The organism is Micromonospora sp. 15K316 (assembly GCF_004348525.1).
Classification (GTDB): domain Bacteria; phylum Actinomycetota; class Actinomycetes; order Mycobacteriales; family Micromonosporaceae; genus Micromonospora.
Genome location: NZ_SMKG01000016.1, coordinates 16,415 through 31,731, shown reverse-complemented (window position 1 = coordinate 31,731; position 15,317 = coordinate 16,415). Strand labels below are relative to the sequence as shown.

Here is a 15,317-nt window from a genome sequence, read left to right as displayed (position 1 = left end):
GAGACAGGACCGTAGAGATCCGTTAGCCTCGATGGTTGGTCCGGGCGGATCATCGTCCGGAGCTGATCACGGGGAGGGTGGATGAACCTTCGCAGGAAGGTGTCGGTCGTCTCGGCGGCCGGTGCGCTGGCCGTCATCACGACAGTGGGCGCGGGTGCGTCACCCGCCGCGGCGCAGACCGCACCGATCGCCGCCGGAGCTGACGCGCCGATCACTCACGAGGAGAACCCGCGGGTCCCGGAGGGGGCGGCGTGGACGGAGGCGTACTTCCCGTCCTCCGACGGCAGCGGCGTCGAGCTGCACGCCGACGTGCTGCGCCCGGCACACCTGCCGGCGCACGCGAAGACGCCGGTGATCCTCTCGGTGGGCCCGTACTTCGCGCACGCCGGGCAGACCGACCCGGAGGGCTGGGACCGGGTCGGCCCGTCGGCGCGTTTCCAGGACTTCATCGACGGCGCCGACCTGATGGCGCGCGGCTACACGTTCGTGATGGTCGACCTGCGTGGCTTCGGTGGGAGCACCGGATGCCTGGACTTCCTCGGCCCGGGGGAGCAGGCCGACGTCAAGGCGGCCGTCGAGTGGGCGGCGAGCCGGCCCTGGTCGACCGGCAAGGTGGGCATGTACGGCAAGTCGTACGACGCGAACACCGGGTTGGCGGCCAACGTGCTCAAGCTCAAGCCGCTGCGGGCGATCGTCGCCCAGGAGCCGACGTGGAACAGGTACAACTACCTGTTCAGCAACGGGGTGCCCCGGTCCAACGCGACCAGCAGCCCGCGCGGGTACGGCTCGATCGCGACGATGGCCCCGCTGGACGACGACAGCGACCGCTACAAGGCGAACGCGGCGTACGAGGCGAGCCACCCCGAGTGCCTGAGCAACAACATGACCGACACGCAGGACCCCGACCCGACGTCGCCGTACTGGCGGGCGCGTGACTTCGCCGCTCGCGCGGTGGGCACCCACACGCCGCTCTTCGTCACGTCGGGCTTCATCGAGGACAACACCAAGCCCGAGGACATGGAGCAGTACCTCGACAACCACAAGGGTCCGGAGCGCGGCTGGCTCGGCCAGTGGGAGCACGTACGCGGTAACGACACCGACGCCGAGGGCCGGCTCAAGATGGGGCGCGCGGGTTGGTTCGACGAGGTGATGCGTTTCTACGACCAGTACCTGCGCGGCATCAAGCCTTCGGTGGCCGACCCGGCGTTCGCCGTCGAGGACAGCCTCGCCAACTGGCGGGCGCAGGACACCTGGCCGCAGGCGACCACCTCCTACCGGGTGCGGCTGTCGCCCGGCAAGTACGTCGACGACGGCGGCGCCGCACCGGCTGCGGGCCGGCTGTCAGCGACGCCGCAGGTCAAGGGCTGGGACATCGAGGCCGCGCCGGCGGCCGGCCCGCCGCCGCAGGACCGGACGGGGGTGCAGAGCGCCGCGGCGCCCGGCAACAGTTACTGGACCTGGTCCACGCCCGTCACGAAGCAGGTGCGGATCACGGCCACGCCGGAGGTCACGGTGAAGACCACAGGTCAGGGCAACGTGCTGGTACGGCTCTGGGACGTGGCTCCGGACGGCACGGCGACGATGTTCGACGAGAACGCCGCGCTGCTGGGAGGCGGCCGGACGACAGTGGTCGAGCTGAAGGCGACGGACTGGACCTTCGAGCGAGGGCACCGGCTGGGTGTGCAGATCGGCACCGTCAGCGCATCCGGCTGGCGGGACGTGCCGTCGGGGCAGACGATCAGGGTCTCTGACGCCCGGCTCGCGCTCGACCTGCAGGACCCGCGGTTCGACGTGCCGACCCAGGGCGATCGCTCGCCGTACCTGGACCGTTACCTGGCGGCGAACACCACCACGCTCAGCGACGTCGGCCCGGGCACCTTCGCGCTGTGGCTTCCCCGCCGCCGCTGACAGAACGGGCGTCCGGCACCGCCGGGTCGGGACGGCGGGTTCGGACGTGATGACGAAGGCCTCCCGGTTGTGGAGTGGGCTGTCTGCCAGCCGCTCCGGCAACCAGGAGGCCTTCGTGCCTCACGCTGATGCTGCGTGCAGGGTGACGGCGGGTGTCACTTCTCGTCGGTGTGGGCGTTCGCGCTGACGGACTTTTGGTAGATCTCCGCGTAGGTGGGCGAGTCCTTGATCAGGTCGTCGCAGAAGGCGGCGACGTCGGTGCCGACGAGTTCCAGAACCCCCTTGCCGGCCGCGACGCCCTCCTCGAAGAAGTCCACGATGCCGGGGAGCAGGCGCCCGTCGGACAGGTTGGTCGGCCCGACCTTGAACAGGTACCGCTGCATCTCCTTGTAGACGATCCGGTAGTCCGGCGGGAGCGCCTTCACCCGGGCCACGTGTGCCCGCCACTGCTTCTTGCCCTCGATGATGTCCTGGATGCCCACGTCAGCCTCCCAGCCGGCCCAGTTTCCGTGCGACGTTCCTGTTCAACTGCTCGCGCCACCGGTCGCGATAGGTCCGGGCCCCCTCGCCGCCGGCCAGCGCCGCGCAGAAGCCGGGGATGTCGTCGCCGAGCACCTCGTGGATGCTCTGCCCGTCCGCTGATGCTTCCTCCAGCAGCCCCAGGGCGGCGTCGAGGATCGGCATCAGGTTGCGACCGGTGAAGTCGCCGTAGGGGAAGAGGTTGCCTTTGATCTGTCCCCACGCCGCCCGGTAGTCGGCGGGCAGGGCCGCTGCCCGGGCTTCGAGTGCCTTCCAGTCCCTGGTGAGATCGCTGCCCGTGATGGTCTCCCAGAAGCTCATCTCCCGCCCTCCTTGAGCTTGTCGATGCGTGATGAGACGTACTGCCATTTCGCCCAGAAGGTGGCGAGTTCCTTCCGTCCGGCGTCGTTGAGGACGTAGAACTTTCGGGGCGGGCCCACCTCGGATGGCCGTTTCGTCACCTGGACGAGTCCGTTGCGCTCCAGCCGCAGCAGGATGGTGTAGACCGTTCCCTCGACGACGTCGGCGAAGCCGAGTTCGTTCAGCCGGCGGGTGATGGCGTAGCCGTAGGTCTCCTCGTCGCTGATGATCTCGAGTACGCAGCCTTCGAGCGTGCCCTTCAGCATCTCCGTCAGGCCGTCCATCGCGGCTCCTTCTCGATCTCCCTGGTACCTCGTGCCACCGAGTACCACTATACGGTAGCACCGAGTACCGCTATGCGGTAGTACCAAGTAGCGCGGCGAACCGTGCCGGTCCGGAGCCTTAGCTTCGTCAGGTGAGGCGGCGGCTCAGCCGGCGAACGCCGGTGCGCAGGTCACCCGGGCGTCGGCCCAGTCGGCGTGGTCGAAGTTCTTGCCGTCTCCACCGTCGGTGACCTTCAAGGTCACCATTCGCGCACCGCCGACGTCGACGGTGAGCGGGCGCGGGCCGTCGGCGCTCCGGACGACCCCGGTGTCGGCGAGTTGCCGGCCGTCACCGAGGACCTGGAACGCGACCGAGCCGGACCCGGTGACCTCGTCGTCGATGCCCACCTCCGCCTGGAGCTGCGTGCACGTGCCGCCCAGCCACACGGTGACCTCGCTGGGCGCGTGAGTGCCGATGCCCTTGGCGAAGGCCTGGCCGGCGATGGTCAGCGGCTGCCCGTCGCCGGCGTCCAGCTCGCCGTTGGACTGGTCCCGCTCGACGGGTCCCCATCCGTTGCTCTCGCTCAGGAACGGCAGATCACTGACGTACGCCGCTCCGCTCGGATTCGGCGGCGGCACGAACACTCGTACCGCCTGCTCGACGTGGACCGGGCGTCGCTGCGGATCATCCGGGAAGCGGTACGTGGCGACGACGGGAACGTCCACGTACCCGGGGGCCGTGTCGGCCGGGGCGGTCACGGTAAACGCGCCGCTTATCGATTCGCCGGCTCGGATGCGCTTCGCCGACACCGTCGGGCCGCTGGCGGTCCAGCCCGCGGGTGGGGTCACCCGTAGCTGGACATCGCGGATCGGGCCGCCCGCGGGGAGGGTGAAGGTGCCGCGTACGTCGATGGTGCTGCCCGGTCGGGTCTCCGCCTGGGCGGGGGTCACCGCGAGGTGCGTCCGCGGCACCCGCCGCACGGGCTGGTCGCAGGTCGACATTCCCCTGGTGTACGCGCAGATCACCGTGACGAACCCGCCGTTGGTCGCGACCGGAACCGCCAGCGAGTCGTCCGAGTCGGCGATGCGGGCCTCCCGGACCAGGCCGTGCGGGCCGTCACGGAGGGTCTCCACGAGCCACCGGCCCTTGCCGAGGAACGTCAGCGGCGTGTCGAACGTCTTCGCCGGCACGGCCGAGATCCCGCCGACGTACCACCGCTCACCCGCCCGTCGGGCGAGGTAGGCCTCCTGCCCGGGCCGTCCCCCGAGCAGTCGCGTCTCGTCCCACGTCGTGGGGAGCTGGTTCAGGGTCCGCAGCGCCTCGGGCCGCGCGTCGTAGTTCTCGGGCTTGTCCGCCGCGTGCTGCCAGCCCGACTCGTAGACCAGGAAGGTCGCGACCTCGTGCGCGTCGGTGGTGTCGCGGTCGGAGACGACGAAGGCGACCGGGGTGTAGTCCATGCCGCCGACGACGTTGCGGGTGAACGGGAACATCGTGTTGGTCGCGGCCCGGGTGCGGAACTGCTCCGCGCCGCGGATCGCCTCGAGCGTCATGACGTGCGGCCAGGTCCGCTGGATCCCGCGCGGGATGGTCGCGCCGTGGAAGTTGACCATGAGCCGCATCTCGGCGGTCTTACGGAGAATGTCGTCGTACCACCGGAACCGGGCCTGGGAATCGGAGTCCATGAAGTCGACCTTCACCCCGGCGACGCCCCAGGACTTCACGAGCGAGAGGGTGGCATCGCGCTCCTGCGCGGTGTCCAGGGCCGTCCAGTGGAACCAGAGCAGCACCTCGACACCCCGGGCGCGCGCGTAGCGCACCACGTCCGGCACCCAGCTGCGATCCCAACCCTCGTCGATCAGGACGTAGGACCAGCCGTTGCGGGCGGCGAAGTCGACGTACTGCTTCTGGCGCACCGGGTCCCGCGGACTGGCGTGCTCGGAGAGCCACGACCAGGCGACAGTGCCCGGGCGGATCCACGAGGTGTCGGTCAGCTTCGACGCCGGGGCCAGGTCGTCGACAAGCGTCGAGGCGGTCACCGTGGCCAGGTCGCCCACGATCGCGGTACGCCAGGGCGTGGCCAACGGACCCGGTGAGCTGACTTCCGCGTCGGCGAGCTTGATCGTGTAGGTCCCCGATCCCGCCTGGTGCGTGAGGCGCCCGCCCGAGTACCGGCCGTCGACGTCCGACTCGGTGAGCAGGACGTAGGTGCCGTCCACGTCGAACAGCGCCGGGAAGCCGAAGTCGCCCGCCGTGGCGGCGCCGGCGGTCGTCTCGATCCGGGTCGCCTCGTAGTTCGGGCTGTACGGCAGCAGCCACGCGGCCGCGCCGGCCGGCGGGGCGTACGACGACGCCTCGCGTTTGACGGTGACGCCGCCGGCGTCGGGCAGGACGTACCGGTACGCCACCCCGTCGGCCGAGACGCGGAGCACGAGATCCATCCTCATGCCGCCGGCACCGGCGAACGAAAGCGTGGACTCCGCCATCCTGGCGTGCCGGACACGCTGCTTGCCGGTCGTCATGGCGTAGTTCTCGGTCACGATCCGGTCCGTGCGGCGGAGGAACGCGAGACCGCTCGTCAGGTCGGCGGCGGTGGTCTCGATGCCGATCGCGGCGGGTGCGAGCACTGTCGATCCCTTGTGGGCGACGGCGAGCGACAACGCGCCGTCGGCGTCGAGCGCCACCGTCGCCGATACCGGAGACGCCGGCGACGGTCCCTTGACGGCCCAGGTGGTGGTCTCCGAGGCTGTGGCGGGGGAGGCTGCCACCGCGGTCGCGGCGGCGACGATCAGTGGTACGACACAACGGACGAGAAACCGGTGCCGCGAGCTGTGCACACGCATCGATCTTCCCTTTCTGCGGGTGGGTTCGATCAGCGGATGCCGAACCAGCAGGCACGTGTCAGGGCGGGACGCGGCAGTCGACTGACGGCAGGGGTGCCTGCGCCATGAGTTGCGGGGTTTTCAGGCTGACCGCGGTCGCGTTGCCTACGCCGGCAAGAGCCGGCCGGAAGGGCCGGCGCGGGGGGGTGGACCTCCCTCCTGGCCAGACGCGAATCCAACAGGATCGAACAGGGCTGACGCGGGCGAGGCCCCACGCGGGGATCTCGCGTCCCGGAGCCTAAGGGACGTTTTCGCGCGGGAGCAACCGCTCCGTAGCGCCGAGGTGACGCTCCGCTCGCCTCGACGAGAGCCCGGCCGGCGGTCCGGGTGGGCGGAAACCCGCCACCCGGACCGGGCCGAAGCAATTCGTCCCTACTTGCCGCCGAGGGCGGACGTGAGGGCGACGGCGCCGCCGACGATCGGGAGGTCGACTCTGGTCTGGCTGTGATGCGTGTACAGGTTCAGCTTTGTGCCTGGCGGCGGCCGGAGGGTGAAGACCCGGTCGCTGGAGTACACGACGAGCCCGATCTGGCTACCTTCGCGGAACACGTAGTCGTGCGGCTGCAGGTCGAAGTCGTGTGAGAACGGGGCTCCCGGCCTGATGCCGTAGCTGCGATCCAAACCGAACCGCTTCAACGGATCCGACCAGCCCCGCGCGATGATCTTCGGGGTGCCCGACTGCGGGTACTCCACCAGCATCGCGCTGACGATCCCGGCGCGGGCGTCGATCGACATCCGGGTCGACAGGTGCACCGTCCCGCTGAGGTGGACGGGCTTGGTGAGCGGCGCGGTGCGGTAGGCGAGGCGGTTCGGCGACTGCTCGGCGCTGGCGAAGGTGGTCGCGTCGATCGTCATGTCGTCGGTGAAGCTCTCGGTGACCGGCCTGCCCTTGACGTTGCGGGTCGGCGTGAGCGTGCCGGTGGTGTTGTCGCCACTCGCGCCGAGGAAGAGCGGCGTGGACTCCGAGCCGGGCACCGGCCAGCTGTCGTACGCCGTCCAGGTGCCGTCTTCCCGCTCGACCACCGCGGCGGGCTCGTCCAGCACGTCGTTCCGCACCCCGTGCAGCCAGTACGTCCACCAGCGGTTGAGCAGGTCCAGCCAGGCTGCCCGGTTGCTCGACAGCGCCCGGTCGCCGTGCCCGCCCTGGTGCAGCCACACCTGGTGCGGGATGCCGTTCTCCTCCAGCGCGTCGACGAGCTGGGCGGCGTTGCGAAGCTTCACGTTCTGGTCGTTCAGGCCGTGCTGCACCAGGACGCCGCCGGCGATGTTGCCGATGTTCGGCAGGTAGTTGCGCTCGTGCCACCACTCGTTGTACTCGCCGGTGAGCCGGTCCTGACCCCTTCGGACCTGCTCCTTGGTGTAGTCACACACCTCGGGGTACTTCCGGGAGAGGTTGGAGTTGTGGTTTGAGTTCTGGTCGCCGCCGACGTTGGTGTTGGTCGAGATGGGCGCGCCGTTCATCCGGCGGTAGTCGTAGTAGCTGGAGATCGCCGCGATGGGCACGATGGCCCGCAGCTCCTTCACACCGGTGGTGGCCACCCCGATCGGTAGGGTGCCGTCGTAGGAGGTGCCGATCATCCCGACCTGACCGGTGGTCCAGTCGGCCTCCACCCGGTCGCCGTCGATGTCGTAGGCGTCGGCCCGTCCGTTGAACCAGTCGATGACCGCCTTGAGCGAGTTGTGCTCGTCGGGTCCGCCCCCGGTGGGGCAGCCGGTCGAGCTGCCCGTGCCGAGCATCTGGGCGTGGGCGAAGATGAAGCCGCGTTGCAGGAACTCGTTCTGGTACGTCCCGCCGTTGATCGTCTGGTGCGGCGCCTCGGTGCCGTCGTACGGCTTGTCCGGGAGCGGGAAGTACGGGAACGGGCCGGGATCCGGCGGCTTGGCGTAGCCCGGCCGCTTCGGCGCGTAGAGCGGGACCTCGACGTCGTTGTTCAGGAACTCCCCGCCCTCGCCCCAGTAAGGGCTCGCCTGCATGATGATCGGCAGTTGGACGCCCTGGTCGGTGGAGGCCGGGCGCCGGATCTGCACCCGGATGCGGTCGTCGGCGCCGTCCCGGTCGGTGTCCATGCCCTCGACCTCGACCCAGACGTTCTGGGTGATGATCTCCTCGCCGGCGTAGACCGGCTGGGCCCGGCCGTTCTCGAACACCGGACGCTGCCCGGTCGGCTGCTCCTGGGCGCCGGCCGCCGGGGAGGCGAACCCGAGCGAGGCGACGAGTGCCAGCGCCGCGGCGCCGGGCAGCCAGGTTCGTGGTCGTCGCTGTCGGTGGACGTGGAGACGCATGGTCACCAGCTCCTTCGGTGCGTAGGGGATGACGTGTGGGGATCACCGGCTGATCGGCGACGTGGGCGGGTTTCAGGCGGGGCAGCCAGTCGGCGAAGACCTCGGAGCCGGTGACGGCCGAGGCGCCCGCCAGGACGACGTTCGGGTGATCTGGTGGATCGTGCTGCGGCGTTCGAGAAGCTCGACGGCCTGCTGGTAGCGCCTTCCGCCCGTCGAAGTCCACTGCCGCGCCCCGGGTCGTCGGTCGCGCACGGGCGACCTACCATCGCTGCCCGAAGTGGACGGAGGCCGGGTGGGCTCGTTCGCTGAGGAAGGGTTCGATGGCAGCTCCTCGAGTCGGCGACCCCGGCGAGCGTATGTTGTATACGAAGATTCCTGCAAGACCTTCTTCGATGTCTGTCGAGGTCACCCGCACTCTCCGGCATCTCGCCCGCGCAGCTCACCCGACGGCATGAACGCGGAGCGTCCGGGGCGCCGCCGTGGACGACGTCGATGCCCGTGCCGGTGGGGCGGCGAGGGCCAGGGCGGGGGACCTCTCCGTCACGGTCAGGGTGAGTGCCGGTCCCTGCGGCCGGGGTCTTGGAGGTCCATCTCGGATTGGTCGCCGCTTGCGGCCTCAGCCGCCGGTTTTGGCGATGATGCGATCCATCTCGTCTCGACCGAAGCCCCGCAGGGTCGTGGTACGGACGTTGCCCGCCCCGCCGAGCTGCAGGAGCGCCGCGGTGGCGGTCTCGTCGTCGGGCGCCTCGACGACGGCGACGAGGTCGTACGGACCGACGGTCCAGTAGATGTTCAGGAGATTGGCCCCGAGCCGCTGCGTCGCCGCGGCGAAGGCCTCGGCCCGCTTCGCGGTGTCCTTGTAACCTCGGATCCCCTGATCGGTCCAGTTCAGCAACGCGATATACGTCGGCACGGTCCCTCACCTCCACCAAGGGCCTCATCGTAAGGTCAAATTCCGGGCATAACGGCCGGAATCTGCGTGACGTGTGGTCCGAGATCCTCGGGGCGGAGACCGCCGTTGCTGGCCCTGCATAAGGTCGGCTCGACGCGGCGACCGTCACGACACCAGAGGGGGAAGGACGTGGACCACGGCGCGCGCGACGAGGTGCTTCGCCGCCTGGCTGAGGCAGTCGGGTCCGTCACGGTCGCACACCCGATGCGGGTTGCCATCGATGGACCGCCCGCCGCAGGCAAGACCACGCTCGCCGACGAGTTGGGCGTCGTCCTGCGTGCACGGGACCGCGACGTCATCCGGGCGACGATCGACGATTTCCTCTTCCCCCGGGCGCAGCGCTATCCGCGCGGCGAGTACTCGGCCGAAGGCTGCTACTTCGATACTCACGACTACGACGCGCTGAACCGGGTTCTGCTCGATCCGCTCGGCCCCGGCGGAGACCGGCGCTTCCGGCACGCGGTCTACGACCGCACGACGGATACCACGCTGTCCCCGCCGGTCACGACCGCTCCCGCCGACGCCGTGCTGCTCTTCGACGGCGTCTTCCTCATGCGCCCGGAACTGATTGACCGGTGGGATCTGCGCATCTTCGTGTCCACCGCGCTGGAGAAGACCGTGGATCGTGCGGTGATCCGAGAGCGCCAGGTGTCAACTCGGGCCGAAGTCGAGCGGCGCTGGCGCGAGCGATACATCCCGTCACAGCAGTTCTACTTCGCTGCGGTCCGCCCGACCGACCACGTCGACGTCATCGTGCACAACGACGATCCCCAGCAGCCGGTCTGGGAGGCCCGAACACGCTGACCGCGCGATTCGGGCCTGCCCGGACCGGGACCGACCGACGTGACCGGCAGCGAGGCCCGGCGAGCACCCTCAGCGGCAGGCGCTCGCCGGGCGTTCACCGTCGTCGCCGATACCGGGCCGGCCATGAGCTTCGTTCGCGCCCGGTCATGAGCGACCGGGCGCGGAACGCCGCGTGATGCGGTCCGGGGCAAGGCCACCTTGCCCCTTTCCACGGCTCAGGTCCGCGACGACGGCTCACCGCAGGACCCACGAGAAGTCCCGGCGGATTCCGCGGTTCAGCGGAGTGCCGGTCTCGACACCGCGAGCGACCTCCCTGCGGCTGATGTCCGGCCGCCTGGGCGATGAATCGTTCGGGCCGGGACGTGCGGAGTGGGTCGGGCACGGGCTCGTCGAAGATGACCGGAAACCGGTTGGGCCATGGGCTTTCGGGAGGAGACGCGGCGAGTGGGCCCCGGCATGAGTCCCACTGCAGGCCGAACCGGTTGCGACGGGCGAGCAGCGGGTCGAGCAGGGTAAGGCCCCTGCGCTGGAGGGTCCAGGACAGAACGATATGAGGACGCGCAGACATGATCTCTCTGAAGATCTGACGGAGGGCATGGGAAATGTGCCGACGGTGAGTCGGCGACCGATGCGCGGAAGGTGTCAGGTCTACAGAGCAGGCGGCGTCACGCGGGGTGAAGTCCTCTCCTGAGTGGGGCGGAGGAGAAATATCCAGTCACGGTAGAGCCGGGCGGGTTGGTAGGGCCACCGGTTTCTCTCCTGGTGCCGAGCAGCTGGGTCAGCCGTGCAGCAGGTTCCGGGCGGCGGAGGCGATGTGGTCGGCGTCGATGCCCGCCCAGGCGAGCTGCTCCTTGCTCGACCCGGAGCCGGGCATGCCGCGTACGGCGAGGTGGGCGAGGGACGGCCTGGTCCGCCCGTCGGCGACGAGGCTGTCCTTGACGGCCGAGCCGAGGCCGCCTTCGGCGCGGTGGTCCTCGGCGACGACGATCCGTCCGGTGGTCGTCGCGGCGTCGGCGATGGCCGCGTCGTCGATCGGTTTGATCGAGTAGCAGTCGATGACCCGCGCCCGGATCCCCTCGCCGGCCAGGGCTTCGGCGGCCGCGAGGCAGGCATGCAGGGTGACTCCGGCACCGATGAGGGTCACCTGGTCCTGGTCGGAGGAGCGCAGCGTCTTGGAGCCGCCGACCGGGAAGCTCTCCCCGTCCGGGTAGAGCACCGGGTACTTGCCGCGGGTGGTGCGCAGGTAGCTGATGCCCGGCAGGACGGCCATGATCTGGGTGAGGGCCACGGTGCTGGTCGCGTCGCTGGGGTAGAGCACCGTCGAGCCGTCGATCGCGCGCATCATGGCGAGGTCCTCGAGGCCCATCTGGGATGGTCCGTCGGGGCCGATCTCGACGCCGGCGTGCGAACCGACCAGGCTCAGGTCGACACCGGAGACGGCGCCCATGCGGATGAAGTCGTACGCCCGGGTCAGGAATGCGGCGAAGGTGGAGGCGAAGGGGTGGTAGCCGCGGACCGCGAGCCCGGTCGCCGCGGCCACCATCTGCTGCTCGGCGATGAACATCTCGAAGTACCGCCCGGGATGGGCACGGGCGAACTCGAAGGCGTACGTCGAGTTGCTGACCTCCCCGTCGAGCGCGACGACGCGCGGGTTCTGGGCGCCGAGCACGACCAGGGCGTCGCCGTACGCCTTGCGGGTGGGCACCTTCTGGCCCAGGTCGTATCGGGCGGGCGTCGGCGGTTCGGTCGGTTGGGTCGTGACGGGGCGGGCCGCCGGGTCGCTGGCGGGGCTGGAACCGTCGGCGGCTGACGGTTCGGGCTGCGGACCCCGCACCGTCAGGTTGCGTTCGCCCCCGAGTTCGCGGACGGCCCGCTCCGCCATGTCCGGTGGGAACGGCTTGCCGTGCCAGTCGTTGCTGTCCTCCACCTCGGAGAATCCGCGTCCCTTCACCGTCTTGGCCAGGATCACGGTGGGCCGGTCCCCGCTCGGGTTCGCGGCGGTGGCCATGGCGTCGTCGATGGCGGCCAGATCGTGGCCGTCGACGACGAGCACCCGGGCGCCGAACGCCTCGGCCCGGCGCGCGTACGCGTCGACGTCCCAGCCCAGGTCGGTGGGGCCGCGCTGGCCGAGCCGGTTGACGTCGACCATGGTCACCAGGTTGGCGAGTTGGTAGTAGGACGCCTTGTCCAGCGCCTCCCAGATGGAGCCCTCGGCCATCTCGCTGTCGCCGCAGAGCACCCACACCCGGTAGGGCTGCTTGTCGAGGTACTTCCCGGCGAGGGCGACGCCGACGCCGTCGGGCAGTCCCTGGCCGAGTGAGCCCGTGGCGACGTCGACCCAGGGCAGGGCGGGAGTGGGGTGGCCCTGCAGCCGCTGCCCGAATCGGCGGTAGCGCTGCATCAGCTCGTCGTCGGAGATGACCCCGACCGCCTTGAACAGCGAGTACAGCAGGGGGGAGGCGTGGCCCTTGGACAGGATGAGGTGGTCGTTCGCCGGCGAGCGGGGGTCGTCCCAGTCGTAGCGCAGGTGCCGGGTCGCGAGCACGGCGAACAGGTCGGCCGCGGACATGCCGGAGGTCGGGTGCCCGGATCCGGCGCTGGTGCTGGATCGGATCGAATCCACCCGGAGCTGGGCGGCCAGCTCGGCGGCGGTGTCGAGGCCGATGGTGGCGGTGGGCGCGGTGAGGGTCACGGTGCCTCCTGTTACGGCGCGAACCGGATGCTGCCGCCGCGCTTACCCCCGACGGCCTCGATCAGACGTCGTCCGGCCCGCCGTGCGCGTGCTATGGTTGCCCAGTTGCAGTTTTGATTTCCGTTGACGTTTCGGCGCCTGATGGGTCATCCAAGCCCTTCGGGCGCTTCTTTCGTTTTCGTCTTCGTGTCGTTTCTGATGCGGGTGATCAACGCGGCGGCGTGCGAGTCCGCGCAGTGCGGTCTCCGACAGCCTGCGAAGGAGCAGACATGGCTACCGGTACCGTTAAGTGGTTCAATGGCGACAAAGGCTTCGGCTTCATCAGCCAGGACGGCGGCGGCGCCGACGTCTTCGCCCACTTCTCGGCGAGCGGGTTCCGTAGCCTCGAGGCGAACCAGCGGGTCGAGTTCGACATCACCCAGGGCCCGAAGGGCCCACAGGCGTCGGACATCCGTCCGCTCTGATTCACGCTTTGCCGCGGCGGCCCGACTGGTTCAGCGGGCCGCCGTTTGGCGTTCTCATCCATCATCGATCGTTTGTTCGGGTTCATTTTTGCGAGGTGCCGTGGGCTGCGGCCCCTGCCTCGACGCGCCGTTCGAGGCAGGCATCATGATCAGCACGTCACCGCGCACACCCGAGGTGCGCACGGCGACGGTCCTCGGCCGGTTCAGCCGCAACCCGCACGCGGTTGCCGGCACGCCGCGTTTTCGGAGCCTGACCCCGGCCGCAGCCTGCGGTTGCGAGGCCCAGTTCCTTGCTCCGTCCAACGTGGAAGAAGCGGGTCCCGCTCATCGTGCGTCCAACCGGGGCGAGGTGGCGATGAACCGGTTGCGCTACCCGTTCATCGTCGACCGACAGTAGAGACGACCGCCCAGGTGGCGTGAGCGCGGGCAGTCCCGATCCGTGCTGGTGTCGTCACGCTGCTGCCATTAGTCAGGTCTATGTCGCACGCCCCGCCTTCGCGACCCATGTCCCGCTGAGTGCGACCACAAACACGAGAGCGGCGAGCGTCCAGGCGAGCCAGGAAGGACCGCCGGGACGCACCACGGTCCATACGACGATCAAGGACCCGATTATCGCCACCGCCAGGGCTGCCAGATAACCGACGCCGTCAGCGCTGGCCGGAATAGGCAGACGAGTTCCCGAGACTTTCGCTGCGATGCGGCTGGTCGTTCCCACAAGTAGGGCTGCGGCGACGAGGGAGAGGCTCGCGATCTGCTGTGGCAGAAGAGCAGTTACCACGACTGCGGCGCCTGCGATTGCTCCGATCGTCGCGTAGTACCACCACGGAACGGCAATCCGGCGGTCGGTCACATGGGGCCGGACGGACAATTCGCGTTCTTCTGCTGACGTGGGGCCCATAGCCGTAAGTCAACGCCTGACCCCTTTGCTGTGTCAAGATCTTCACGAATGGGGTGTAGCGGTCGGGCTGAGTCCGGTTGCCGGCGCGCCGCTCCTGGCCGCCGACTCGAACGTTCGGCGAAGGCGCCGAAAATGATCGGCCCGGACTTTCCCGCCCCGACCGAAAACCGTCTGCCGGGCGGTCTCCTTACTTGACCGACGGCATCGACCTGCGCTCCCGCCGCCGGCGTGCGGCGTGTTCGGCGCGGGCCGGTGCGCCTACCTGGTGCAGATACTGCAGGGCTTGGCGGTAGGAGGTGACGAGGCTGGTTTGTTCGTAGGCGACGCCGAGCTCCGCGCAGTATGCCTGCACGATCGGCTGGGCCTTGCGCAGGTTGGGGGTCGGCATGCCGGGGAACAGGTGATGCTCGATCTGGTAGTTCAGACCGCCCAGCGCCGCGTCGGTCAGCCAGCCGCCGCGGACGTTGCGGGAGGTCAGCACCTGCTTGCGCAGGTAGTCCTCGTCGCCGGTCGGATGCGGCATGCCCTTGTGATTGGGTGCGAATGTCATGCCGAGGTAGACGCCGAACAGCGCCTGGTGAACGACCAGGAACGCGATGGCCTGAAGTGGCGAGAGCACGATCAGCAGTGCCGAGAGGTAGCCGACGGCGTGCAGGATCAGCAGGATGCTCTCCAGTCGGCGGCGCTTCACCGTGCCGTTGCGCAAGGACTTGATGCTCGACACCTTCAGGTCGATGGCGAGGAGGGTGAGCAGCGGGAAGAACAGCGCGGCCTGATGCCGGGTGATGAAGCCCTTCAGCCCGCGCCGGCCGATGGCCGACTCGGTGGCCCAGATGAGCACTTCGGGCGCGACGTCAGGGTCGAGGTCGTCGTGGTTGGGATTGTTGTGGTGACGGGTGTGCTTGTCCATCCACCAGCCGTAGCTCATTCCGACACCGAGGTTCCCGGCGAGCCGTCCGGCGATTTCGCTGGGACGTTTGGTGCGGAACACCTGGCGGTGTGCCAGGTCGTGCGCCACGAGCGCGACCTGGGTGAATGTTACGGCGAGGAACGCGGCGGTCACCAGCTGCCACCAGGACGAGCCGATGACGACGAATGCGGTCCAGCCGCCGAGCAACATGAGCGTGACCACGCTCAGCCGGGCGATGTAGTAGGCGGGCCGGCGCTGCATCAGCCCCGCGCCGCTGATCTGGCGGGACAGGACGGCGAAGTCACTGCCGGTCGTTGTCCGCGACGGCGCCATGGTGATCGTCATGGCTCGATCAAACCGCCTGACGGCTCAATCGTCAGGAGC

The 15,317-nt window shown here is 69.4% G+C and carries 12 protein-coding genes; 4 read left to right on the top strand and 8 right to left on the bottom strand.

Translation table 11 applies throughout. The annotated features are described in order from the left end of the window. Nucleotides 1-81 precede the first annotated feature (81 nt). The gene (locus E1211_RS06425; RefSeq protein WP_132346399.1) at nucleotides 82-1,908 is read left to right on the top strand and encodes a CocE/NonD family hydrolase; all 1,827 of its coding nucleotides are present in this window, start codon (nucleotides 82-84) and stop codon (nucleotides 1,906-1,908) included. A gap of 155 nt (nucleotides 1,909-2,063) precedes the next feature. Here E1211_RS06425 and E1211_RS06420 read toward each other — a convergent pair whose 3' ends face one another. The 6 genes from E1211_RS06420 to E1211_RS06395 all read right to left on the bottom strand — a co-directional run bounded on the left by E1211_RS06420 (nucleotide 2,064) and on the right by E1211_RS06395 (nucleotide 9,126). Continuing rightward, nucleotides 2,064-2,390: a DUF1048 domain-containing protein gene (locus E1211_RS06420; protein WP_132346397.1), complete on the bottom strand. Its 327-nt coding sequence runs from the start codon at nucleotides 2,388-2,390 to the stop codon at nucleotides 2,064-2,066. A 1-nt stretch (nucleotide 2,391) separates the two neighbouring features. Next, on the bottom strand, nucleotides 2,392-2,748 hold the full coding sequence (locus E1211_RS06415; RefSeq protein WP_132346395.1) for a DUF1048 domain-containing protein: 357 nt from the start codon (nucleotides 2,746-2,748) through the stop codon (nucleotides 2,392-2,394). Beyond that, nucleotides 2,745-3,071: a PadR family transcriptional regulator gene (locus E1211_RS06410; RefSeq protein ID WP_132346393.1), complete on the bottom strand. Its 327-nt coding sequence runs from the start codon at nucleotides 3,069-3,071 to the stop codon at nucleotides 2,745-2,747. The genes E1211_RS06415 and E1211_RS06410 overlap by 4 nt, the downstream gene beginning before the upstream one ends. A 144-nt stretch (nucleotides 3,072-3,215) precedes the next feature. Continuing rightward, a complete protein-coding gene (locus E1211_RS06405) occupies nucleotides 3,216-5,891 on the bottom strand; it encodes a glycoside hydrolase family 97 catalytic domain-containing protein (protein WP_132346391.1) in 2,676 nt (891 codons plus the stop codon). A 411-nt stretch (nucleotides 5,892-6,302) separates the two neighbouring features. Next, nucleotides 6,303-8,213, bottom strand: coding sequence for a CocE/NonD family hydrolase (locus E1211_RS06400; RefSeq protein ID WP_132346389.1), 1,911 nt, complete (start codon nucleotides 8,211-8,213; stop codon nucleotides 6,303-6,305). A gap of 616 nt (nucleotides 8,214-8,829) precedes the next feature. Next, nucleotides 8,830-9,126, bottom strand: coding sequence for a GYD domain-containing protein (locus E1211_RS06395; protein ID WP_132346387.1), 297 nt, complete (start codon nucleotides 9,124-9,126; stop codon nucleotides 8,830-8,832). A 168-nt stretch (nucleotides 9,127-9,294) separates the two neighbouring features. Here E1211_RS06395 and E1211_RS06390 point away from each other — a divergent pair, with 168 nt between their 5' ends. After that, complete coding sequence (locus tag E1211_RS06390; protein ID WP_132346385.1) at nucleotides 9,295-9,969, top strand: cytidylate kinase family protein; 675 nt, start codon at nucleotides 9,295-9,297, stop codon at nucleotides 9,967-9,969. 778 nt (nucleotides 9,970-10,747) lie between these two features. On the opposite strand, the gene E1211_RS06385 is transcribed toward E1211_RS06390, so the two are convergent. After that, nucleotides 10,748-12,661 carry a transketolase gene (locus tag E1211_RS06385; protein WP_132346383.1) on the bottom strand — a complete coding sequence of 638 codons (1,914 nt, stop codon included), beginning with the start codon at nucleotides 12,659-12,661 and terminating at the stop codon, nucleotides 10,748-10,750. A 269-nt stretch (nucleotides 12,662-12,930) separates the two neighbouring features. On the opposite strand from E1211_RS06385, the gene E1211_RS06380 reads away from it, so the two are divergent. Next, a complete protein-coding gene (locus E1211_RS06380) occupies nucleotides 12,931-13,125 on the top strand; it encodes a cold-shock protein (RefSeq protein ID WP_132346381.1) in 195 nt (64 codons plus the stop codon). 145 nt (nucleotides 13,126-13,270) lie between these two features. Continuing rightward, complete coding sequence (locus E1211_RS06375) at nucleotides 13,271-13,522, top strand: hypothetical protein (protein ID WP_132346379.1); 252 nt, start codon at nucleotides 13,271-13,273, stop codon at nucleotides 13,520-13,522. A gap of 688 nt (nucleotides 13,523-14,210) precedes the next feature. Here the strand turns inward: E1211_RS06375 and E1211_RS06370 are convergent. Beyond that, complete coding sequence (locus E1211_RS06370) at nucleotides 14,211-15,278, bottom strand: acyl-CoA desaturase (RefSeq protein ID WP_132346377.1); 1,068 nt, start codon at nucleotides 15,276-15,278, stop codon at nucleotides 14,211-14,213. Nucleotides 15,279-15,317 lie beyond the last annotated feature (39 nt).

Bases quoted from the DNA above. Each gene is read 5' to 3' on its own strand.
- E1211_RS06425 (WP_132346399.1), top strand. From the start codon at position 82: ATGAACCTTCGCAGGAAGGTGTCGGTCGTCTCGGCGGCCGGTGCGCTG.
- E1211_RS06415 (WP_132346395.1), bottom strand. From the start codon at position 2,748: ATGAGCTTCTGGGAGACCATCACGGGCAGCGATCTCACCAGGGACTGG.
- E1211_RS06410 (WP_132346393.1), bottom strand. From the start codon at position 3,071: ATGGACGGCCTGACGGAGATGCTGAAGGGCACGCTCGAAGGCTGCGTA.
- E1211_RS06405 (WP_132346391.1), bottom strand. From the start codon at position 5,891: ATGCGTGTGCACAGCTCGCGGCACCGGTTTCTCGTCCGTTGTGTCGTA.
- E1211_RS06400 (WP_132346389.1), bottom strand. From the start codon at position 8,213: ATGCGTCTCCACGTCCACCGACAGCGACGACCACGAACCTGGCTGCCC.
- E1211_RS06380 (WP_132346381.1), top strand. From the start codon at position 12,931: ATGGCTACCGGTACCGTTAAGTGGTTCAATGGCGACAAAGGCTTCGGC.
- E1211_RS06375 (WP_132346379.1), top strand. From the start codon at position 13,271: ATGATCAGCACGTCACCGCGCACACCCGAGGTGCGCACGGCGACGGTC.
- E1211_RS06370 (WP_132346377.1), bottom strand. From the start codon at position 15,278: ATGACGATCACCATGGCGCCGTCGCGGACAACGACCGGCAGTGACTTC.